The 21,214-nt window shown below is 67.4% G+C and carries 14 protein-coding genes and 1 tRNA gene; 5 read left to right on the top strand and 10 right to left on the bottom strand.

Features of this window, described 5'->3' with window-relative positions:
* Nucleotides 1-248: 248 nt before the first annotated feature.
* Nucleotides 249-1,781 carry an apolipoprotein N-acyltransferase gene (lnt, locus tag C8J25_RS00825; protein WP_107951869.1) on the top strand — a complete coding sequence of 511 codons (1,533 nt, stop codon included), beginning with the start codon at nt 249-251 and terminating at the stop codon, nt 1,779-1,781.
* Between the two features lie 58 nt (nt 1,782-1,839).
* Nucleotides 1,840-3,057, top strand: coding sequence for a methionine adenosyltransferase (metK, locus tag C8J25_RS00820; RefSeq protein WP_107951868.1), 1,218 nt, complete (start codon nt 1,840-1,842; stop codon nt 3,055-3,057).
* Between the two features lie 302 nt (nt 3,058-3,359).
* Here the strand turns inward: metK and C8J25_RS00815 are convergent, their stop codons facing one another.
* From C8J25_RS00815 to C8J25_RS00800, 4 genes are all read right to left on the bottom strand, one after another.
* Nucleotides 3,360-4,436 carry an AI-2E family transporter gene (locus C8J25_RS00815; RefSeq protein WP_107951867.1) on the bottom strand — a complete coding sequence of 359 codons (1,077 nt, stop codon included), beginning with the start codon at nt 4,434-4,436 and terminating at the stop codon, nt 3,360-3,362.
* Nucleotides 4,437-4,554: 118 nt separating this feature from the next.
* On the bottom strand, nt 4,555-4,839 hold the full coding sequence (locus tag C8J25_RS00810; RefSeq protein WP_056061318.1) for a lipoprotein: 285 nt from the start codon (nt 4,837-4,839) through the stop codon (nt 4,555-4,557).
* Between the two features lie 141 nt (nt 4,840-4,980).
* Entirely contained in the window at nt 4,981-5,610 is a 630-nt protein-coding gene (locus C8J25_RS00805) for a phosphatase PAP2 family protein (protein WP_107951866.1), read from the bottom strand.
* Nucleotides 5,610-6,434, bottom strand: a complete 825-nt coding sequence (locus tag C8J25_RS00800) for a formate/nitrite transporter family protein (RefSeq protein WP_107951865.1) — start codon at nt 6,432-6,434, stop codon at nt 5,610-5,612. Before C8J25_RS00800 ends, C8J25_RS00805 begins: the two co-directional genes overlap by 1 nt.
* Nucleotides 6,435-6,499: 65 nt before the next feature.
* Between C8J25_RS00800 and trmB the strand changes: the two genes are divergently transcribed.
* Nucleotides 6,500-7,180, top strand: a complete 681-nt coding sequence (trmB, locus tag C8J25_RS00795; protein ID WP_107951864.1) for a tRNA (guanine(46)-N(7))-methyltransferase TrmB — start codon at nt 6,500-6,502, stop codon at nt 7,178-7,180.
* Between the two features lie 23 nt (nt 7,181-7,203).
* Here trmB and C8J25_RS00790 read toward each other — a convergent pair whose 3' ends face one another.
* From C8J25_RS00790 to C8J25_RS00775, 4 genes are all read right to left on the bottom strand, one after another.
* The gene (locus C8J25_RS00790; RefSeq protein WP_107951863.1) at nt 7,204-8,598 is read right to left on the bottom strand and encodes an efflux transporter outer membrane subunit; all 1,395 of its coding nucleotides are present in this window, start codon (nt 8,596-8,598) and stop codon (nt 7,204-7,206) included.
* 7 nt (nt 8,599-8,605) lie between these two features.
* On the bottom strand, nt 8,606-9,793 hold the full coding sequence (locus C8J25_RS00785) for an efflux RND transporter periplasmic adaptor subunit (protein ID WP_107951862.1): 1,188 nt from the start codon (nt 9,791-9,793) through the stop codon (nt 8,606-8,608).
* Entirely contained in the window at nt 9,786-12,989 is a 3,204-nt protein-coding gene (locus tag C8J25_RS00780; RefSeq protein ID WP_107951861.1) for an efflux RND transporter permease subunit, read from the bottom strand. Before C8J25_RS00780 ends, C8J25_RS00785 begins: the two co-directional genes overlap by 8 nt.
* A 191-nt stretch (nt 12,990-13,180) precedes the next feature.
* A tRNA-Gly gene (locus tag C8J25_RS00775) sits at nt 13,181-13,254 on the bottom strand.
* 277 nt (nt 13,255-13,531) lie between these two features.
* Here C8J25_RS00775 and C8J25_RS00770 point away from each other — a divergent pair.
* Nucleotides 13,532-16,771 (top strand): hybrid sensor histidine kinase/response regulator, encoded by a 3,240-nt coding sequence (locus C8J25_RS00770; protein ID WP_244186638.1) that lies wholly within the window; start codon nt 13,532-13,534, stop codon nt 16,769-16,771.
* A gap of 247 nt (nt 16,772-17,018) precedes the next feature.
* Here the strand turns inward: C8J25_RS00770 and C8J25_RS00760 are convergent, their stop codons facing one another.
* Both C8J25_RS00760 and acs read right to left on the bottom strand, forming a co-directional pair.
* Nucleotides 17,019-17,642 (bottom strand): response regulator transcription factor, encoded by a 624-nt coding sequence (locus tag C8J25_RS00760; RefSeq protein ID WP_107951858.1) that lies wholly within the window; start codon nt 17,640-17,642, stop codon nt 17,019-17,021.
* Complete coding sequence (gene acs / locus C8J25_RS00755) at nt 17,639-19,594, bottom strand: acetate--CoA ligase (RefSeq protein ID WP_107952529.1); 1,956 nt, start codon at nt 19,592-19,594, stop codon at nt 17,639-17,641. Before acs ends, C8J25_RS00760 begins: the two co-directional genes overlap by 4 nt.
* A 154-nt stretch (nt 19,595-19,748) precedes the next feature.
* Between acs and C8J25_RS00750 the strand changes: the two genes are divergently transcribed.
* Nucleotides 19,749-21,197: a DcaP family trimeric outer membrane transporter gene (locus tag C8J25_RS00750; protein WP_244186636.1), complete on the top strand. Its 1,449-nt coding sequence runs from the start codon at nt 19,749-19,751 to the stop codon at nt 21,195-21,197.
* The last annotated feature ends 17 nt before the right edge of the window (nt 21,198-21,214 follow it).

The raw sequence follows: 21,214 nt of genomic DNA, 5'->3' as shown, positions 1-21,214 counted from the left end.
CTCCCGCCTTCGCGGGAGAACAAGCTTTGGGCGGGCGCCCTCCCCCTCACACTGCACCACCCCGGCGAAGGCCGGGGCCCAATTGGGGGACGTTGCTAACGGAGGGTAGCGCTTCGTTACGACCACCTTTCCAATTGGGCCCCGGCCTTCGCCGGGGTGGTTCTAGATGCCGTGAGGCGCTCCTCATCCCCCCGCCCCATCACACCGAAAACATTGCCCGGCCCCTTCCGCCACGCCATAGCACGAGCGTGAACCGTTACCCTGCCCTCGCCTGCCTCGTGCTCGGTGCGCTTGCCGCAACCGGGTTCGCTCCGCTCGATCTCTGGCCGCTGACGCTCGTCGCGTTCGCGCTGTGGATGAGGATCGTCCACGACGCACCGACCCTTCGCAGCGCACTGTGGCGCGGGTGGGTGTTCGGGGTCGGGCATTTCACCGTGAACAACAACTGGTTCCAGCATGCGTTCGACTTCCAGGATGCGATGCCGCCGGTGCTCGGGTATTTTGCCGCAGTCGGTCTCGCGCTCTACCTCGCGCTCTACCCGATGCTTGCGGCCGCGCTCGCCTGGCGGATCGCACGACGGCCCGGCGTCCCCGACGCGACGTTCGTGTTCGTCTTCGCCGCCGCCTGGATCGCGACCGAGTGGCTGCGCGCGACGCTGTTCACCGGCTATGCCTGGGATCCGCTGAGCGTCGTCTGGCTCCCCGCGATCGGCGTCGCGCGGCTGTCCGCGTGGATCGGGACCTATGCCCTGTCGGGTGTGACGATCCTCGCCGCGGGCGCGCTGCTGATGCTCGCGGTACGCCGTTGGACACTGCCAGCCGTCGCGCTTCCAGCGCTCGGTCTCGCAGCACTGTCCGCGCTCTGGACGAATGCACCGCCGCCCGCTCCCGGCACGCCTCTGGTCCGCGTGGTCCAACCCGACATTGGCCAGGAAGACCGCAGCGAGACCGACGGCGAGCGCGTCCTTACCGCGCTCGAAAAGCTGTCTGGCCAAGGCGGCGCTACTCCCCGCCTCGTCGTCTGGCCCGAGGGCGTCGTCCGTGATTACGTCGAGGACGGCTACCCGTTCTACGCCTATGGCTGGTCGAGCCCGCTCTACCTTCGCCGCCGCATGGCGCGGCTGCTGGGGCCCGACGACATCCTGTTGATCGGCGGCACCGCGCTTGAGTTCAACGCGAAGGATCAGATCTCCGGCGCGGCCAATTCGGTGTTCGCGCTCGATGCGCAGGCTCGGCTGCGTGGCCGCTACGACAAGGCGCACCTCGTGCCATACGGCGAATATCTCCCGATGCCGTGGCTACTGAAGCCGCTCGGGCTTGCGCGGCTCGTCCCCGGCGACATCGACTTCACGTCGGGCAAGGGTCCTGCGAACCTGACGCTGCCCGGCTTCGGTTCGATCGGCATGCAGATCTGCTACGAGATCATCTTCTCGGGTGAGGTCGTGGATCGCGCGCATCGTCCGCGCATCCTGTTCAATCCGTCGAACGATGCCTGGTTCGGCAAATGGGGTCCGCCACAGCATCTCGCCCAGGCCCGGATGCGCGCGATCGAGGAAGGGCTGCCGATCCTTCGCGCCACCCCCACCGGCATTTCCGCGATCATCGCCGCCGATGGCCGCCTCGTCGCGACCGTCCCGCACGAGACCGCGGGTGCGATCGAGCAGCTGATGCCGTCCGCGCTGCCCCCCACGCTGTTCTCGCGCGTCGGCAACGCGATAGCGGCGATCGTCGCCGCGCTGATGCTCGCAAGCGCGGTTGCCCTGCGCCGTCGCCAGCGCTAGGGTCATATAAAGCTTTCCTTATATGACGCTCGCTTCAGAGCATGGCAAAGAGGCCCGCATGCGCAAGTCTTTCCTCTTCACTTCCGAATCGGTCTCCGAAGGCCATCCCGACAAGGTCGCCGACCAGATCAGCGACACGATCGTCGACCTGTTCCTTGCCAAGGACCCGCAGGCGCGGATCGCCTGCGAGACGTTGACCACCACGCAGCTCGTCGTCCTCGCCGGTGAAATCCGCGGCAAGGGCATTTACGAGAACGACCAGTGGGCCGACGGCGTGCTCGAAGAGATCGAAGCGGCTGTCCGCAACACGGTCAAGGAAATCGGCTACGCGCAGTCGGGCTTCCACTGGGAGACCTTCCGCTTCGAGAACAACCTCCACGGCCAGTCCGCGCACATCGCGATGGGCGTCGACGAGAGCGGCAACAAGGACGAGGGCGCCGGCGACCAGGGCATCATGTTCGGCTACGCGACCGACGAAACCCCAGGCTTGATGCCGGCCACGCTGTATTACAGCCACAAGATCCTCGCCAGGATGGCCGAGGATCGCCACTCGGGCGCGGCACCGTTCCTCGAGCCCGACGCCAAGAGCCAGGTCACGCTGTCGTACGAGAACGAAGTGCCGGTCGGCGCGACCGCATTGGTCGTCTCGACGCAGCACGCGCCGGGCTATTGCGAGAAGGGCGACAACGCCGATCCCGCCAAGTACGCGGTGCTGCGCGACTATGTCATGGGCGTGTTCAAGGACGTGCTGCCCGACGGCTTCATCACCGACGAGACCGCGATCTACATCAATCCGACTGGCCAGTTCGAAATCGGCGGCCCGGACGGCGACGCCGGCGTGACCGGGCGCAAGATCATCGTCGATACGTACGGCGGTGCGGCCCCGCATGGCGGCGGCGCGTTCTCGGGCAAGGATCCGACGAAGGTCGATCGTTCGGCTGCGTATGTCGCGCGGTATCTGGCGAAGAACGTCGTTGCGGCCGGCCTTGCGCGTCGTTGCACGATCCAGCTGAGCTATGCGATCGGGATTGCCGAGCCGCTGTCGGTGTATGTCGACACGCATGGCACGGGCACCGTCGAGGAGGCCAAGCTCGAGGCGGTCCTGCCGAAGCTCGTTCGCCTGACCCCGAAGGGCATCCGCGAGCACCTCAAGCTGAACGCGCCGATCTACAAGAAGACGGCGGCGTATGGTCACTTCGGTCGCGAGCCCGAGGGTGACACGTTTACCTGGGAGAAGACCGATCTGGTCGACGCGCTGAAGGCTGCTGTCGCCTGATAGGGACACCTTTGCGGTTACGAAAAAGCCTCCCGCGGATCGGTCTGCGGGAGGCTTTTTTGTTGTTGTGAACTGAGCTTCCAGTCCCTCTCCCCGCCGGGGAGAGGGAGGGAGGAACCGCTTGGCGACGGAAGGGTGAGGGGCTTTGGAGGAGAGGGTCCGAACCTCACTCCCCCTCACCCTCCCACCCGGCTTCGCCGTGCGGGCCCCTCCCTCTCCCCGAGGGGAGAGGGTTATCGAGGACAAGGCGCGTTCCGCTCCCCGACCTGTCCTTCGATACGTCGCTTCGACAGGTTCAGCAGCTACTCAGAACGAACGGGGGAAACTTGAGCATGCCGCTGCTCGGTGAGGATCTGCCACGTCGTCAGGAACAGCGCCGCCACCAGCGGCCCGACGACGATGCCGCTGAGCCCCACGACCTCGATTCCACCCAACGTCGTCACCAGCACGATATAATCCGGAATTCCCGTGTCACGCCCGACCAGGATCGGCCGGAGTATATTGTCGGCCAGACCGATCACAACGACGCCCGAGACGATCACGACCACGCCCTGCCAGATCGCGCCCGTTGCCAGCAGATACACTGCGACCGGCACCCACACGATCGCAGGCCCGAGCGCGGGCAGCAGCGACGTCAGCGCCATCAGCAGGCCCCAGAGCAGGGCTGCCGGCACGCCGACGATCCAGAAGGTCAGGCCCCCGAGCGCACCCTGGACGAGCCCGACGATTACCGATCCCTTGATCGTCGCGCGCACCACCGCAACGAACTTGTCGACCAGCTTTGCCGCCACCGAATGCTCGAACGGCAGTGCGCGGCGGATTGCGGGGCCGACCTTGTCGCCGTCGCGGAGGAGGAAGAACGTGACGTAAAGCCCGACGCCGAACGACAGCAGGAACGCAGCGGCATTACGGCCGATCGACAGCGCTTGCCCTGCGATCGAGCGGACGCTGTTGCCGAGGATGTTGGACACCCGCGACTGCGCCTGTTCGAAGCTATTGAGCCCGGCCTTGTCGAGCGCACCCTGGATCCGGTTCGGCATCGCGTCGTGGATCTGCTGGAAATACGCGCCGAAGTTGATCTGGCCGCTTTGCAGCTTGGCGTAGACCGAGGCGGACTGGTCGATCATCAGGCTGCCGATGAACAAGGTCGGGATGATCACGGCGACGAAGATGATCAGCAACGTCAAGGCGGCGGCGAGATTGCGGCGGTCGGGCCAGCGCTTGAGCAGCCACTGGTACAGCGACTGGAACAGGATCGCCGCGAGTGCGCTCCACAACAGCGCCGCCGCGAACGACGACACGACCACGCACAACGCGATCGTGATCGCCACCAGGAAGGTGATGAAGCCCCCCGTTTCCAGTCGACGCCTGTCGATCATTGCCGTGTCCCCGTCATAATAGCGGCCGATTGAGCCGGTCCTTTCAAAACGTCAAAGCCGCCCCCCGGTGTGTACCGGAAGGCGGCCAGGACGCCGGCGCTGGTGTGCGCCTAGAAGATCAGCGGAGCTTTTCGCTGCCGTTGACCAGTGCGTCCTTCTGGGCCTGCGGCATCGCCTGCGCGTTCACGTCGGCGTCGTCGATCGCGTCCGACTGGCGGTCGCCGTCCTTGCGAACTGCCTTGGCCTGCTCTTCGAGATTGTCGGCGGTCGCTTCGAGCGCGTCGGCGCGGTTGTCTGCGGCCTTCTCGACCTGGCTACCGAGCTTGTCATCGCCCTTGCCGCCGCATGCTGCGAGCGAGACGGCCATGGCGGCGAGCGTGACGGCGATGGAAAGCTTCTTCATTGGGATAGTCCGTTCTGGTTACGATGCGGTGGCAACCGTCACGCGGGCGTAACGGTTCCGCTATCCCCTTGCCGATCCTTACAAATATCGATTTCGCCGCAATCTGTGGTCAACGGGTAACACTCGGTTGCGTCGAACCATTCAGGCCTTGGCGTGCTCGATCAGCAGGGGCGCCTTGCTGGCCACCGCCGTCTCGACCACGGGCGCGACCCGGTCGAAGACCGCGCTGACGAGCGCTTCGGCGATCCAGCCGACCGCGGCGCCGACGACGAGATCGGAGAGGTAATGCTTCCCGTTCACCGGTTGCGCCGCCGCGACCGCGCCGGAGATCAACGCAGCCGGACCACCGGCGCCCGTGATGTCGCGCGACGCAGCACGTGCAACCGCGACCGCGCCGGCAGTGTGACCCGACGGAAACGACGTCTGCTCGTGATCGTCGCTCTTGCCCGGCTCGAACCGCGTCTTGCCGTCCTCGATCGCCTTTTCGGGGCGGGTGCGGTCGACCGACGCCTTGATAGCGGACTTGACGAAGGTCGCCGCCGCGTGCGCCGCCAGCATCCGTACACCGCCAAGGATCACATCCGGCCTGCGCGCGATCAGGCCGATCACGACCGTGCCGATCGACGTCGCCACGAGCTGTGGCTGGTCGCCGATCTCGGCGAGGAACCCGGTCGCCTTGACCAGCGGTTGGTCACGGTGCTCGGCAGCCTTGTGCGTGGCCTTGCGGTCCGCCTTCTCGACGGCCTTCGCGGCGTCCTTGGTCTTGCCCATCAGTTTTCGCCCTGTCCGTCCATTTCACCGCGCACCTGTGCATGCGCGAGCAAGGCGAACAACCCCGCACCGCCCAGCAAGTTGCCGAGGATCGCCGGTACCATCAGTCCGCCGAGCGCCTCCGCGACGCCGACCTTACCCGAAAACACCAGCAGCCACGCCTCCACCGATCCGACGATCGAATGGCTGAACGCGGCGATCGCGACGACATAGGTGATCGCGACGATCACGAGGAACGACTGTTCGCGCGCATTCGGCAGCGACCAGGCGAGGATCGCGATCATGAACCCGGCCGGGACCGCGTTGACGAACGTCGCGCCCGGCGAGAGTTCGGTGATCGCCATCGACACCTCGATCATCGCGGTACGAAGCTCGCTGCCGCCGAGCAGGCCGGCCGCGATCATCCCGCCGGCCAGCGCCGTCCCGATGAGGTTGGCGCCGAGCACCACACTCCAGAGCCGCAAGGTGCGCCGCAATGCCCAGCCCGACGGCTTGGTCACCAACGGCAACATGGCGGTGATCGTGCTCTCGGTGAACAACTGCATCCGCCCCAGGATCACGACTAGGAACCCGATCGGATAGCCAAGCGAGACGATGACCGTCCGCCACGGCGTATCGGGCAGCGCGTGGTGCAGCGCGCCTTCCGCGATCAGCGAACTGGCGATCGCCATGCCCGCGGCCAGCCCGGAGAAGAACAGCGACGATACCGGACGATCGAGTTCCTCCTCACCCTCCTCGCGAACCGCCTTGTGCAGATCCTGCGCATCGGCGGCCTTGAGATCCTCGACGTCTTCGCCGGGCGGATTGGAAGCGTTGTCGACCATTACGAGAGTGCAACGGTCCGCGTCGCGCTTTGCTCCGGCGCAATCGCCCGCTAGAGCGCGCGGCGATGAACGATCCTTCTGTTATCCGCCGCCTCTATGGCCGTCGCCAGGGCCACAAGCTGCGCCTCGGCCAAGCCGCGCTCGTCGAGGAAACGCTCGCCGACCTGTCGGTGCCCGAGGAAGGGCCGATCGATGCGATGACGTTGTTCGGCGAGGACCGCCCCTTGCACGTCGAGATTGGCTTCGGCGCGGGCGAGCATCTGGCGGGACAGGCCGCGATGAACCCCGACGTCGGCTTCATCGGCTGCGAACCGTTCCTCAACGGCATGGTCGGTGCGCTGGCGCACATCCGCGACGGCGAGCTGACCAACGTGCGGCTGCACATGGGCGATGCGCTGGAGGTGATCGAGCGCCTGCCCGACGCGAGCCTGGACCGGCTGTACCTGCTGCATCCCGATCCGTGGCGGAAGGCGCGCCATGCCAAGCGCCGCATGGTCAACCACGGCCCGCTCGACACGATCGCTGCCAAGCTCAAGCCCGGCGCGGAGTTCCGGCTTGGTACCGACGATCCGACCTATTGCCGGTGGTCGATGATGATCATGAACGCGCGCCGCGATTTCGAGTGGCAGGCGAAGACGCCGCATGACTTCCTCACCCGCCCCGACGACTGGCCCGAGACGCGGTACGAGCGCAAGGCACGGCGGCAGGGTCACGAGGTCTGGTATTACCGCTACCTGCGGGTTTGAAGCTCGGGGCGGCGGTTCGGCAGTCAGGTCGCGATACCGCCGCCGATCGCGCGGACGGTATCGACCGCGATCTGTAGCCGCGTGCTCTGCACTTCGAGCAACAGGCGTTGCGCGTCGAGCGCTGCGGTCTGCGCGGTGACGACGTCGAGATAGTCGGACGCGCCGTCGCGGTAGCGGATGAGCGCCAGGTCGCGCGTGCGTTCGGCGGCGCGGGTTGCGGCCAGCTGGTCGCGTTCTTGATCCACCAGGGCACGCGAACGCGCGAGGTCGTCCTCGACTTCGCGGAAGGCGGTGAGGACGGTCGAGCGGTAGGACGCCGCCGCCTCGTCATATTGCGCGCGGCTGATGCGGACGCGGGCCCGCCGTGCACCGCCGTCGAAGATCGCGAGCGCGGCGGATAGCGGCCCGAGTGCCCAGAAGCTGTTCGAGGCACGAAGGATATTGCCGTTGCCTGCCTCGAACCCGCCCGACCCGCCGAGCGTGAGCGACGGGTATTGGGCTGCGCGTGCCACGCCGATCTGGGCGTTGGCGGCCGCGATCCGGCGCTCGGCCGCGACGATGTCGGGGCGGCGTTGCAACAGTATCGAGGGTACGCCGACGGGAATCGCGGGCGGACGCTGCAACGTGTCGGCGACGGGAATTGTGAAGGTCGAGGGGGTCTCGCCGACCAGCGCGGCAATCGCGTGCTCGAACGCCGCGCGTGCGCCGGCGACCGCTGACAGTTCCGCGCGGGCGCTCGACAGCAAGGCGGCCGAGCGGCTGACGTCGATCCCGGAGGCGATGCCGCCGGTGTGGCGCGTGTCGGTCAGGTCGTAGGCCCGCTGGAACGCGGCCACCGTCTGGCGCAGCAGCACAGTGCGCGCGTCCAGCCCGCGCATCTGGAAATAGGAGTCCGCGAGCGATGCCTGGAGCCCGAGGCGGACGGCGACTATGTCCTGCGCGCTCGCCTCTGCCGAGGCCGTATCCGCGCGGACCGAGTTGCGGACGCGGCCGAACAGGTCGATCTCGTACGCCAGCGACGCGCCGAGCGAGAGGTTGTTATACGTTGCGGCGTTCCCCGGCGACAGCGGTCGACCGGCGGATACGCGCGAACGGCCACCGTCGGCCCCTATCGATATCGACGGCAGTAGCGCGGCACGGGACTCGCCAAGCAGTCCGCGCGCCTGATCGTAGCGCGCGACGGCGGCAGCGAGGTCGGGATTGCCCGCCTCGATCCGCGCTTCGAGTGCGGTCAGCGTCGGATCGTCGAACGCGGTCCACCACGCGGCGGGGAGCGACGTGTCGGTGGCGGCTGGCTGCCAGGGCCCCTGCCCTTGCGGTCCGAGTTCCCTGTACGCCGCCGCGGCCGGGCTCGGCGGAATGCTGTATGGCGGCGCGAGCGAGCACCCGGCCAAGCTCGCCGCCACGACCGCCGCCATGCCCGGCCTAGCGCTTCGCACGGGCCGGTCCTGTCGAAGGCGCGATACGGACCGGGTCGCCGGTCTGGAGCGAGTCCGGCGGGCTGTCGATCACGCGGTCGCTGGCGCTGAGCCCTGCGCTGATCGCGACGCTGTCGCCATCGTCGCGGCCGATCGTGATCGTCTTGAGATGCGCCTTGCCGTCGCTGCCGACGACCGCGACCTGCGTGCCCTTAGCGCCGATCACCAGCGCGCTCGACGGCAGCCGCACGCCGGTGCCGCCCGCACCGACCGGGAACTTGACCTGCGCATAGGCACCCGGCTTGAGCGCACGATCGGTGTTCGCCGCCTGCAACTCGACCAGAACGGTGCCCGACTGCGGATCGACCGCGTCGGCGCTGCGGGTCAGCGTCACGTCGAAGGCGCGTCCCGGATATTCTGGCACGGTCAGCGTAGCGTGCATCCCCTGCCGGGTCTGTCCCGAATAGGCCTGCGGCACGCGGACATAGATCCGCATCCGGTTGACGTCGGCGATCGTGAACAGCGGGGTGGACGCGGCCGTCCCTGCGGTCACCAGTGCGCCGACCTGCGTCGAGCGGCTCGTGACGACGCCCGAGAACGGCGCGGTCAGGCGGGTGAAGCCCTGCAACGCGCCGAGCCGGCGGACGTTGGCCGACGCGGCGTTGGCGATCGCGGACTTGGCGGCGAGGTCGCCGATCTTCTCGTCGGTCTCCTGCTTCGACACCGCATCCTTGGCGAGCAGATCGCGCCAGCGCGTCGCGGTCGACGCGGCGAGCGAGCGGTTCGCGCGGGCGGTCTGGAGATCGGCCTGCGCGGCGGCGACCTGCTGGTCGACCTCGGGCGCGTCGAGGATCGCGAGCGTCTGGCCTGCGCGGACCGGGTCGCCGATGTCGACGAACCATTTGCGGATATAGCCCGTGGTGCGCGCGTAGATCGCCGCGCTGTTATACGCCTGCACGTTGCCCGGCAGCGTCAGCGCATCGCTCGCGCCCTCGGCGGTCGGGCGGATCACGGTGACGATCGGCGTCGACTGTGCGGTGGTCCAGGTCGCGAGTTGCGAGGCCGAGCGGTAGCGCGTGAAGATGCCGAACGCCACCAGCGCCAGCGCGATCACCGCCGCGACGATGCCGACTTTCTTCAGCGACCCGCGCTGCGGTTCGGTGGCGACGGGATCCGGATGAACGATCTCAGACATGCGCTTCCTCTAAAATCTCGTCGCGGCGGGCTTTGGCGGCGGCGCGCTCTGCGTCCTTGCGGTGCACGAGGCTGAAGATGACGGGCACGAACATCAGCGTCGCGAACGTCGCGACGATCAGCCCGCCGATCACCGCACGGCCAAGCGGCGCATTCTGCTCGCCGCCCTCGCCGAAGCCCAGCGCCATCGGCAACATGCCGATGATCATCGCGAGCGCGGTCATCAGCACCGGGCGAAAACGCGTCATCCCCGCCTCCATCGCCGCCTTGTGCGAGTCCCCGAGTTCGGCGAGTCGCTCGCGCGCGAAACTCACCACCAGGATCGCGTTGGCGGTCGCGACGCCCATGCACATGATGGCCCCCGTTAGCGCCGGCACTGACAAGGGCGTGCCGGTCAGGAACAGGATCCAGACGATGCCGGCGATCGCACCGGGCAACGCGGTGATGATGACGAACGGATCGAGCCAGCTCTGGAAGTTCACGACGATCAGCAGATAGATCAGCACGATCGCGCCGATCAGCCCGAAGAAGAGCCCTGAGAACGCGCTGTTCATCGTCGCATATTGGCCGCGCAACGCGACCGTCGTGCCCTTCGGCGCGGACGCCTTGGCATCCGCCAGCACGCGCTTGATGTCGCCCGCCACCGCGCCGAGATCGCGGCCATTGGGGGTCGCGTAGATGTCGATCGCCTGCGCGATGTTGTAGTGCGAGACGACGGCGGGCGAGGTGCCGCGGACGACCGTGGACAGCCCGCCGAGCACCTGCGACGTACCGCCTGCACTGGTGCCGGTGACGGGGATGTTCGACAGGTCGCTCATCGATCCGACGCGGTATTCGGGGGTCTGCGCGACGACGCTGTACGATACGCCGTTCTCTGGGTTGAGGTAGTAGACCGGCGCGGTCTGGATCGTGCCGGCGAGCGAGGATCCGACGCTGGCGGTGACGTCGCGCTCGGTCAGCCCGAGTTGGCCGATCCGGCTGCGGTCGATGTTGACGCGCAATTCCGGGTAGCGCGCCGATTGCTGGATGCGTGCATCGGCGACGCCCGGGATCGCCGCGATTTTCCGCAACAGCATCCGCGCATAGGCATAGTTGCCCGCCGCATCCTTGCCGGTGATCTGCACGTCGATCGGCGCGGGCGCACCGAAGTTCAGGATCTGGCTGGTGATATCCGCGGGCAGGAACGAGAAGGTCGCGCCGGGGAACGCGCCGGGCAGCGTCTCGCGCAGCTTGCGCACGTAATCGGCGGTCGGCGCATGCTCATGCGCGAGCTGGATCAGGATGTCGCCGTCCTGCGGGCCGATCGTGCCGGAGTTGTTGTAGGTCGCGTTGATCGAGCTGACCGGCAGGCCGATGTTGTCGACCACCGACACCAGTTCGTTGGCGGGAATGATCTGGCGGACGCGACGCGCGATCCGGTCGAACTGGGCCGACGTGCTTTCGATCCGGCTGCCGATCGGCGCGCGGACGTGCATCGTGATCTGGCCCGCATCGACCGCGGGGAAGAAGTTCTGGCCGAGGAACGGGATCAGCAGCATCGACAGCGCGACCACCGCGAGGAAGCCGAGCAGGAACGGCTTGCCGGTCGCCAGCGCGCGCTCCAGCAACCGGCCATAACCGCTTCGAAACCGCTCGAACCGCGCCTCGAAACCGCGCTGGAACCTGATCAGCGGATTGCGCGACGTCGGCGTGCCCGCGGCATGGACGTCGCCCGCATGCGGCTTCAGCAGGTACATCGCCATCGTCGGCACCAGCGTCCGCGAAAGAACGAACGACGCGATCATCGCGAAGACGACCGACAGCGCGAGCGGCACGAACAGGAAGCCCGCGACGCCCGGTAGGAAGAACATCGGCACGAACACGATGCAGATGCACAGCAGCGACACGAACGCCGGGGTGACGATCTGCGCGGCACCGTCGAGGATCGCCTGGCGGACGCTCTTGCCCTGTTCGAGATGCCAGTTGATGTTCTCGATCGTCACGGTCGCATCGTCGACCAGGATGCCAACCGCGAGGCTGAGGCCACCGAGCGTCATCACGTTCAGCGTCTGGCCAGTCGCCGACAGCGCGATGATCGCGGCGAGGATCGCCAGCGGGATCGAGATCGCGATGATGACCGTCGACCGCCACGACCCGAGGAACAGCAGGATCATCAGGCTGGTCAGCGCGGCGGCGATCGCGCCTTCCTTGACGACGCCCTCGACCGCCGCCTTCACGAACAGCGACTGGTCGCCGATCGGCACGATCTTGAGGCTGTCGGGCAAGGTCGCCTGGATCGCCGGCAGCGCATCCTTGATCCCCTGGACGATCGCCAGCGTCGAGGTCGATCCGTTCTTGAGGATCGTCATCACCACCGACCGCGACCCGTCGACATGCACCACGTTGGTCTGTGGCGCGCTGCCGTCGCGGACGTGGGCCACGTCGCGCATGTAGATCGTCGCGCCGTTGACGACCTTCACCGGCAGGTTGTTTAGCTCGTCGATCGAGCCCGGCGCGTTGTTGAGCCGGACGTTATATTGAAAGCCGCCGATCTTCGCGAAGCCGGCCGGGTTGATCTGGTTCTGCGCGGCGATCGCGAGGCCGACGTCCTGCGCGGACAGACCCTTCGATTGCAGCGCCTGCGGGTCGAGATCGATCTGCACCTGTCGCTGGCGCCCACCCGACGGATACGGGATCGCCGCGCCCGGCACGGTGACGAGGCCGGGGCGGATCTGGTTCACCGCGGTATCGAACAGCTTGCCCTCGGACAGCCCGACTCCCGACAGTGCGAGCTGCAGGATCGGCACGGTCGAGGCGCTGTAGTTGAGGATCAGCGGCGGGGTGACGCCCGGCGGCAACTGGCGCAGCACGGTCTGCGATACCGACGTGACCTGCGCGGTGGCGGTGCGGATGTCGGCGCCCGGCTGGAAATAGATCTTCACGACGCCGATGCCCGGCATCGACTGGCTCTCGATATGGTCGATGTCGTTGACGGTGGTCGACAGCACGCGCTCGTACGGCGTGATGATCCGCCCCGCCATGTCGTCGGGCGACAGGCCCTGGTACGTCCAGGCCGCGGCGATCACCGGCACCTTGATGTCGGGGAAGATGTCGACCGGCGTCCGCACGGCCGCGAGCACGCCGACGACCGCGACCAGAATGGCCATGACGATGAAGGTGAGCGGGCGCGATAGGGCGACCCTGACGATACCGATCACGGATGATCTCCAATCCGAACGCGGCACGACTGGTGGCGACTCCCGGAGCCGCCAGACCTGCCCGACGATTCCCCTTTGCCGCAGCGCAGCAGGAGAGTGCAAGGGTCAATGTTGCTTACGTTTATGGCGCGACCGCCGTGAACGCACGCGTGCTGGCACTATGCGCGTAGTTCGATGATTTCGGTCGGGGGTGGAGCGGGTAACGGGAATCGAACCCGTGTATTCAGCTTGGAAGGCTGCTGTACTACCATTGTACTATACCCGCATGCTGTTGAAACCGTTGGGTTTCCAAGCAGGCTCTCGGGAGTGTTCCGACACGAGAGCGGTGCGGCGATAGCGCGGGCGGATGATCGGTGCAAGCCGCTAGCCGTCGCGGCGCGCCACATACCGGTCGACGACGGGCGCGCTTCCTGTGCTAGATCGTCGGCTCAATCCTGAACCGGAGCGCTGCCATCGTCGGGCCAAGTGTCATCGTCGCGATCCTGACCTATGGCGCGCTGCTGTTCGGGATCGCCTGGATCGTCGACCGGCGTGGGCTGTCGGTGCGGCTCCAGCGGATCGCCTATCCGCTTTCGCTGGCGGTGTATTGCAGCAGCTGGACGTTCTTCGGCGGGGTCGGCACCGCGGCGACGCGGGGGTGGGATTACCTCGCAATCTATCTCGGGCCGGCTTTGGTGTTCCTGCTCGCACCGAAGTTTCTCGCGCGGCTTGTAAGGTTGGCGCGCGAGGAAGGGTCGAGTTCGATCTCGGACTTCATCTCCGCGCGCTATGGGCGGAGCCGAGGGACTGCGGCGATCGTCGCTGGGACGGCGTTGCTCGCGTCGGTGCCGTATATCGCGCTTCAGCTGCGATCGGTGACGCTGAGTTTTGGCGCAATCGCGGGTGTGGGGAGTTCGGCGGAGGTCGGTACGTTCGTAGCGCTGCTGCTGGCGGTGTTCGCGATCGTCTTCGGGGCGCGGCGGTATGAAGTTGCGGGGCGCAACCCCGGCGTCGTCGCGGCGATCGCGGCGGAGTCGCTGATCAAGCTGCTGTGTTTCGTCGTGCTCGGGGTGGTGACGGTGGCGCTGCTCGCCGACGTGCCGGCGGAGATGCTGGCGCCGCCGATGGCGCGGCTTCGGTCCGGCTTCACCTGGGACGCGCTGACGTCCGATTTCTGGGTTCGGACGCTGCTGTCGGCGCTCGCGATCCTGTGCCTGCCGCGGCAATTCTATGTCGGCGTGATTGAGGCGCAGGGTCCGGAGCCGGTCGCCAAAGCGCGCGGGCCGTTCATTGCGTACATGGTCGTGATCTCGCTGCTCGTGCTGCCGCTGGCGCTCGCCGGGATGACGCTGCTGCCGGGCGATGCCGAACCCGACCTGTACGTGCTGGCGGTGCCGTTACAGCAGGGCCATCACTTGGTCGCGCTGCTCGCGTTTCTGGGCGGTTTCTCGGCGGCGACGGCGATGGTGGTGGTCGAGACGATCGCGCTGTCGACGATGGCGACCAACGACCTGCTCGCGCCGTTGCTGCTCCGGCGGCACGGCGAGGCGGGCGAGGGCGAACTCGGCCGGCGGATGCTGCGCGTGCGGCGGGTCATCATCGCCGCGATCGTCGCGGTCGCGCTGCTGTATGGCCGAAGCCTCGGCGCGGACCTGCCGCTCGCGTCGATCGGGCTCATCGCATTCGCCGGCGTCGCGCAGTTCGCGCCTGCGCTGATCGCGACGGTCGGGTGGAACTTCGCCAACCACACCGCCGCGCGCGCGGGACTGGTCGGGGGCGTGATCGTCTGGATCTACTGCCTGTTGCTGCCGTCGATCGGCGAGGGCGTCGGCCCGGCGCTGGCGCAGTTTACGCGGGGGTGGCTCGATCCCGATGCGTTGCTCGGCTGGCGGATCGGCTCGCCGCTGGTCAATGGCACGGTGTGGAGTCTCGGCGTCAACGTCGCGCTGATGGCGGGTTTGCACGTCCGCGAACGCCAGCGCGGCAACAGCGCGCTCGATCACGTCACGACGCTCGGCGAGTTGAAGTCGCTCGTGGCCAGGTTCGTCGGCGATACCGAGGCGCTGGCGCTGGATCTGGTGTCCGCCGATCCGCGCGCGCCGATCGACGGGCCCGCCGCGCGCACTGCCGAGCGGTTGATCGCAGGCGTGATCGGCGCTCCGTCGGCGCGCAAGATCGTCGCGTCGAGCATTGCCGGGTCGGCGATCGACGTCAGCGACGTGGTCCGCCTGCTCGACCAGCGCGGCCGCTCGCTGCGATTCTCGCGCACGCTGTTGTCCGCGACGCTGGAGACGATCGATCCGGGCGTCAGCGTGATCGACGCGGACCTGCGGCTTGTCGCGTGGAATCCGCGCTATGTCGAGATGTTCGACTATCCCGAGGGCTATGTCGTCGTCGGGCGTTCGATCGCCGACCTGATCCGCTACAATGCCGAGCGCGAAGGCATCGCGGGCGATATCGCGGCGCATGTCGGGCGGCGGGTGGCGCACCTCGCGCGCGGGACGCCACATAGTTTCGAGCGGCAGCGACCGTCGGGGCGGTGGATCAAGATGGTCGGGCGGCCGATGCCGGGCGGGGGGTACGTTCAGAGTTTCACCGACATCACCGCGGAGAAGGAGGCGCAGGCCGATCTCGAGGCGCGGGTGGCGGCGCGGACGCAGGACCTCGCGCGGTCGAACCACATGCTCGGCGAGGCGCGCGCGATCGCCGAGACCGCGACGCGCGACAAGACGCGGTTCCTGGCGGCGGCGAGCCACGATTTGTTGCAGCCGTTGCACGCGGCGCGGCTGTTCTGCGCGGCGCTTGCCGAGGACAGGGCGCCGCATCAGGCCGAGCTGGTGCGCGCGATCGATGGCGCGATCGGGTCGGCGGACACGTTGCTGCGCGCGCTGCTCGACGTGTCGCGGCTCGATGCGGGGGGCGTCGTGCCGAAGGTCGAGCGGTTTGCGCTGGGGGCGTTGATCGAGGAACTGGCGGTGCAGTTCCGGCCGTTGGCGGGCGAGCGCGGGCTGGTGCTTGCGGCGCATCCCGGGGCGTTCAGCGTCGCGACGGATCGGTCGCTGCTGCGCTCGATCCTGCAGAATTTCCTGTCGAATGCGGTGCGCTATTCGGCGGATGGGCGGATCTGGATCGGGGCGCGGCGTAGGGGTGGCGATGTGCTGATCGAGGTGAGGGATAACGGGCCGGGGATCGCGGCGGCGGACCGCGAGCGGATCTTCGAGGAGTTCGAGCGGTTGGAGAGCAAGGGCAGCGCGGGCGGCGGCGTCGGGCTCGGGCTGGCGATCGTCCGGCGGATAGCGCGGTTGCTCGGGTCGGCGGTGGAGTTGCGATCGGACTTGGGGCGGGGGACGACGTTTGCGGTGCGGGTGCCGCTCGCGCCTGCCGGGTTGGACGTGGCGTTGCCGACGCCCTTGGCGACGCGCGCGCTGGTGCCGGGGTTGCGGGTGCTGTGTCTCGATAACGATGCGACGATCCTGGCGGCGCTCGATGCGGCGTTGCGCGCTCGGCGGTGCGTGCCGTTGCTAGCCGCGACGATCGCCGAGGCGATGGAGCTGGCGGCGGACGAGGAGCCGGATGTGGCGCTGGTCGACTTTCATCTGGACGAGGCGGAGGATGGGCTGGATGTCGTGGCACGGCTGCGGGCGATGGTGCCGGCGCCGGCGATTGCGCTGGTGACGGCGGATCGCTCGGTTGCGGACGATCCGCGGTGTGTTGGGCTGGTGGTGCTGACGAAGCCGGTGGTGCCGGCGGATTTGTGGCGGTTTATCGAGGATGCGTCTGCGGCCGCGGCGTGGGGGAGTTGATCCTCCCCCGCAAGGGGGAGGTGGCAGGCGCTTGCCTGACGGAGGGGGAGGAAAGAGGGAACTGCTGTTGCGTGTTCCTCCCCCTCTGTCGCCTCCGGCGCCACCTCCTTCTGGCGGGGGAGGATCAAGCCACGGTCACAAGCCGTCATCCTGACGAACGTCAGGACCCAGAGTTTCGATCGGTGTGGGTGGTATCCTGGGTCCTGACTTTCGTCAGGATGACGTTGGGGCAGTAGGTGGCGCGCGATTAGTCGGCGAAGTGGATGTCCATCGCCCTCGCCGCGAGGACGGCTTGCGTGCGGTTCTGGACGCCTAGCTTGCGCAGGATGGCGGTCATGTGACCCTTTACCGTGCCTTCGGAGATACCGAGGTCGAAGGCGACTTGCTTGTTGAGGCGACCGGCCAGCACGCCGAGCAGGACTTTGAGTTCGGTCGGGGTGAGGCTCGCAACCCGCGTCGCCATGTCATCGACGGAGGCACTCTCACTCGGCGCGTCGCGTTCGCCGGCGAGTGCGCGGGCTACGGCGGTTTCGAGCGTGGCGAGGTCGGCGGTCTTGGAGACGAAGCCTATTGCGCCATACGCCCGCGCACGCGGTGCCGCCTCTGCTTCGTCAGCCGAGGAGATCACCATGATCGGTGTGTCCGGGCGTTCGGCGTGGAGCAGCGCGACGCCCGCGAACCCTTCCGACCCCGGCATCCGCAGGTCGAGCAGGATCAGGTCGAGCCGCTCCGCCGCGCGCACCGCGTCGACCGCCTCACAAAGTTGCCCCGCCTCGATCACGACCGCATCAGGCGCGGCGCGGCTGACCGCCAGTTTTAACGCCTGGCGGAACAGCGGGTGATCGTCCGCGATGAGGATCGTGCGCGTCATGCGGGTACGGGAGCGGCCTCCTCGCGGCCCGCGATCAGCGCATCGACCACCGCGGGATCGGCGAGTGTCGACGTGTCGCCGAGCTGATCGAGCTGGTTCTCCGCGATCTTGCGCAGGATCCGGCGCATGATCTTGCCCGAGCGTGTCTTGGGCAAGGCGGGCGCGAACTGGAGGATGTCGGGGGTCGCGATCGGCCCGATCTCGCGGCGGACCCATTGGACGAGTTCCTTGCGCAGGTCCTCGCTCGGCTCGGCGTTCGCGTTGAGCGTGACGTACGCGTAGATGCCCTGGCCCTTCACGTCGTGCGGCATGCCGACGACCGCGGCTTCGGCGACCTTCGAATGCGCAACGAGCGCGCTCTCGACTTCGGCGGTGCCCATGCGGTGGCCGCTGACGTTGATGACGTCGTCGACGCGGCCGGTGATCCAGTAATAACCGTCCTCGTCACGGCGGCAGCCGTCGCCGGTGAAATACTTGCCGGGATAGGTCGAGAAGTACGTCTGGAAGAAGCGCTCGTGATCGTTCCACACGGTCCGCATCTGGCCGGGCCAGCTGTCGGCGATGACGAGGTTGCCCTCGACCGCGCCCTCCAAAACCTTCCCGTCCGCATCGACCAGTTCGGGCATCACGCCGAACAGGGGCTTGGTCGCGCTCCCGGGTTTAAGCGCGGTCGCCCCGGGCAGTGGCGAGATCATGTGCCCACCTGTCTCGGTCTGCCACCAGGTGTCGACGATCGGGCAGCGACCGTCGCCGACGACGGTGTGATACCAGTTCCACGCTTCCGGATTGATCGGTTCGCCGACCGAGCCGAGCAAGCGGAGCGACTTGCGGCTCGTGCGCGTCACCCAGTCGTCGCCCTCGCGCATCAGCGACCGGAGCGCGGTCGGCGCGGTGTAGAGGATGTTGACCTGGTACTTATCGACGATCTGCCAGAAGCGGCTGTGATCGGGATAGTTCGGCACGCCCTCGAACATCACGGTGGTCGCGCCGTTGGCGAGCGCGCCGTACAGCGAATAGGTGTGGCCGGTGACCCAGCCGACGTCCGCCGCACACCAGAAGATCTCGCCGGGGCGGTAGTTGAAGACGTATTCATGCGTCATCGACGCCCACACCAGATAGCCGCCGGTCGAGTGGAGCACGCCCTTGGGCTGGCCGGTCGAGCCGCTGGTGTAGAGGATGAACAGCGGGTCCTCGGCGTTCATCGGCTCGGGTGTGCAGTTTGTCGACTGGCCCTCGACGCAGTCCGCATACCAGCAGTCGCGACCTTCGGTCATGGTGACCTTGCCGCCGGTGCGGCGGACGACGATGACGGTCTCGACCGCGAGATCACCGTGGTCGAGCGCGGCGTCGACATTGGCCTTCAACGGCACGGTCTTGCCGCCGCGCAGGCCTTCGTCGGCGGTGATGACGATGCGGCTGTCGCAGTCGTGGATGCGGTTGCACAGGCTCTCGGGCGAGAAGCCGCCGAACACCACCGAATGGATCGCACCGATCCGCGCGCAGGCGAGCATCGCGAACGCCGCCTCGGGGATCATCGGCAGATAGATGGTGACGCGGTCGCCCTTCTGGACGCCCTTCGCCTTCAGCGCATTGCCGAGCTTCGACACCTCGTCGCGCAGTTCGGCATAGCTGATCTTGCGGTCGTCGGCGGGGTCGTCGCCTTCCCACAGGATCGCGGTCGCGTCGGGGCGCGCGTCGGCGTGGCGATCGACGCAGTTCGCGGCGACGTTAAGCTGGCCGTCCTCGAACCAGCGGATGTGGAAGTCGCTCTCGTCGAACGACGTATCCTTGATCTTGGTCGGCGGCACGATCCAGTCGAGGCGCTTGGCCTCCTCCGCCCAGAACGCGTCGGGGTCGGTCGCGGCCTCGGCATACATCCGGTCATAGGCGGCGGCGTCGATCAGGGCGTCCTTCGCCCATTCCGCGGGGACGGGATAGCTTGCCTCGGTCATCTGGCTCTCCTTTTGCCGCGCTGTACGCTGTCGTGTCGGCACGATCATCCCGCACCAAAGTAAGGGGTGGACGGAGGGACGCAATGCGCCATGATGACGACGCTAATTCCACGCGTAAGACCAGTGGAAAAGCGCGGAGACGGGGATGACATTCATGGCGTTCAAGAAACGGCTGGCCTTGACGGCGCTGCTCGCGGGCACCGCGCTGGTACCCGGCTTGGCGCAAGCGCAGACGGCGCGCGAGGTCGAGCTCGAGACTCGGCTGAAGGCGCTGGAAGCGGCGGTGCAGGACCTGCGCGGCGAGCTGAACGCAGCGCGGGCGACGGCTGCGGCCCCGCCACGACCTGCTGCTCCAGCGACGTCGACCGCCGCACCGACCGCGGTCGCGTCCGCGCCGAACGATCTGCATCCGACGCCCCCCGTCGGGCCGACCGCGCCGACCGCGCTTGCCGAGGCGAAAGCACCCGCCGCAGCGTCGACCGACGGGTTCAAGGTCGCGGGGACGACGGTCAAGCTCAACGGCTTCATCAAGACCTGGGCGTCGGTCAGTCGCTACAGCGGCGGCAACATCGCCCCCGAGTCGGTCGGTCGCGACTTCTATTTTCCCAGCATGATTCCGGTCGGCGGTCGCAACGAGGGCAACAGCCTGGAATCGCATGCCAAGCAGACGCGGATCGTGCTGGCGACGGATACGCCGATCGCGGGGCACAGCCTGAAGGGTCTGCTCGAAGTCGATTTTCAAGTCGTGCCGGGATCGCAGGGTAACCAGCGCGTCGTCAGTGGATACAACCCCGGCCTGCGTCGCGCGTTCTTCACCTACGACAACTGGCTGTTCGGTCAGGAATGGACGACCTTCCAGTATATCGGCGCGCTGCCCGAGACGACCGACTTCATCGGACCGTCGGAGGGTAGCGTGTTCGTTCGGCAGGCTCAGATACGGTATACGCGCAAGTTGAGCGATACACTGACGGTGTCGGTCGCGGCCGAGAACCCGGAGACGGCGTCGACCGGCCTGACGTCTGCCGCGATCGTCGAGAATGCGGACGATCGCCTGCCCGACGTCGCGGCTCGGCTGAACTACAAGACTGCGTTCGGCGAGTTCTCGCTCGCGGGTCTGGCGCGCAAGCTGACCATCGACACCGGACCGCTGAACGAGAGTGCGACGGGCTGGGGCGTGTCGTTTGCGGGCAAGGTGCCACTCGACGTGTCGGGCCGTTCCGATATCCGCTTCATGGTCACGCACGGCGACGGGATCGGCCGGTATGTCGGCCTGAACCTCGCGCCCGACGCCGTCTTCGCGGCGGTGCCGGGAGCGGAATTGCGGACGCCCAGCCTCACCGCTGGCTTCGCGGCGCTCAAGCTCGGCTGGACCGACAAGCTGCGCTCGACCTTCATCGGCAGCGTCCAGTCGATCGACTACCCGACCGGCGGCGAACCGATCGGCGCCAGCGCGTCGGCGTGGAGCACGTCTGCCAACCTGTTCTTCTCGCCGATCAAGGCCATCGATCTGGGTGTCGAGTTCCGCCACGCGGAACGACGGCTGGTCGACGGCCAGGTCGGCAAGCTCGACCGCGGCGAACTCGCCGCACGCTACTCGTTCTAAAACATAATCGCTCCACC

The organism is Sphingomonas faeni, assembly GCF_003053745.1.
Taxonomy (GTDB): domain Bacteria; phylum Pseudomonadota; class Alphaproteobacteria; order Sphingomonadales; family Sphingomonadaceae; genus Sphingomonas; species Sphingomonas faeni.
This window is presented reverse-complemented; position numbering and strand designations above follow the sequence as displayed.

What these genes read in the sequence shown, in the direction of transcription:
- metK (WP_107951868.1), top strand. Translation starts at nt 1,840, where the DNA reads ATGCGCAAGTCTTTCCTCTTCACTTCCGAATCGGTCTCCGAAGGCCAT.
- C8J25_RS00815 (WP_107951867.1), bottom strand. Translation starts at nt 4,436, where the DNA reads ATGATCGACAGGCGTCGACTGGAAACGGGGGGCTTCATCACCTTCCTG.
- C8J25_RS00810 (WP_056061318.1), bottom strand. Translation starts at nt 4,839, where the DNA reads ATGAAGAAGCTTTCCATCGCCGTCACGCTCGCCGCCATGGCCGTCTCG.
- C8J25_RS00805 (WP_107951866.1), bottom strand. Translation starts at nt 5,610, where the DNA reads ATGGGCAAGACCAAGGACGCCGCGAAGGCCGTCGAGAAGGCGGACCGC.
- C8J25_RS00800 (WP_107951865.1), bottom strand. Translation starts at nt 6,434, where the DNA reads ATGGTCGACAACGCTTCCAATCCGCCCGGCGAAGACGTCGAGGATCTC.
- trmB (WP_107951864.1), top strand. Translation starts at nt 6,500, where the DNA reads ATGAACGATCCTTCTGTTATCCGCCGCCTCTATGGCCGTCGCCAGGGC.
- C8J25_RS00790 (WP_107951863.1), bottom strand. Translation starts at nt 8,598, where the DNA reads ATGGCGGCGGTCGTGGCGGCGAGCTTGGCCGGGTGCTCGCTCGCGCCG.
- C8J25_RS00785 (WP_107951862.1), bottom strand. Translation starts at nt 9,793, where the DNA reads ATGTCTGAGATCGTTCATCCGGATCCCGTCGCCACCGAACCGCAGCGC.
- C8J25_RS00760 (WP_107951858.1), bottom strand. Translation starts at nt 17,642, where the DNA reads ATGACGCGCACGATCCTCATCGCGGACGATCACCCGCTGTTCCGCCAG.
- acs (WP_107952529.1), bottom strand. Translation starts at nt 19,594, where the DNA reads ATGACCGAGGCAAGCTATCCCGTCCCCGCGGAATGGGCGAAGGACGCC.
- C8J25_RS00750 (WP_244186636.1), top strand. Translation starts at nt 19,749, where the DNA reads ATGGCGTTCAAGAAACGGCTGGCCTTGACGGCGCTGCTCGCGGGCACC.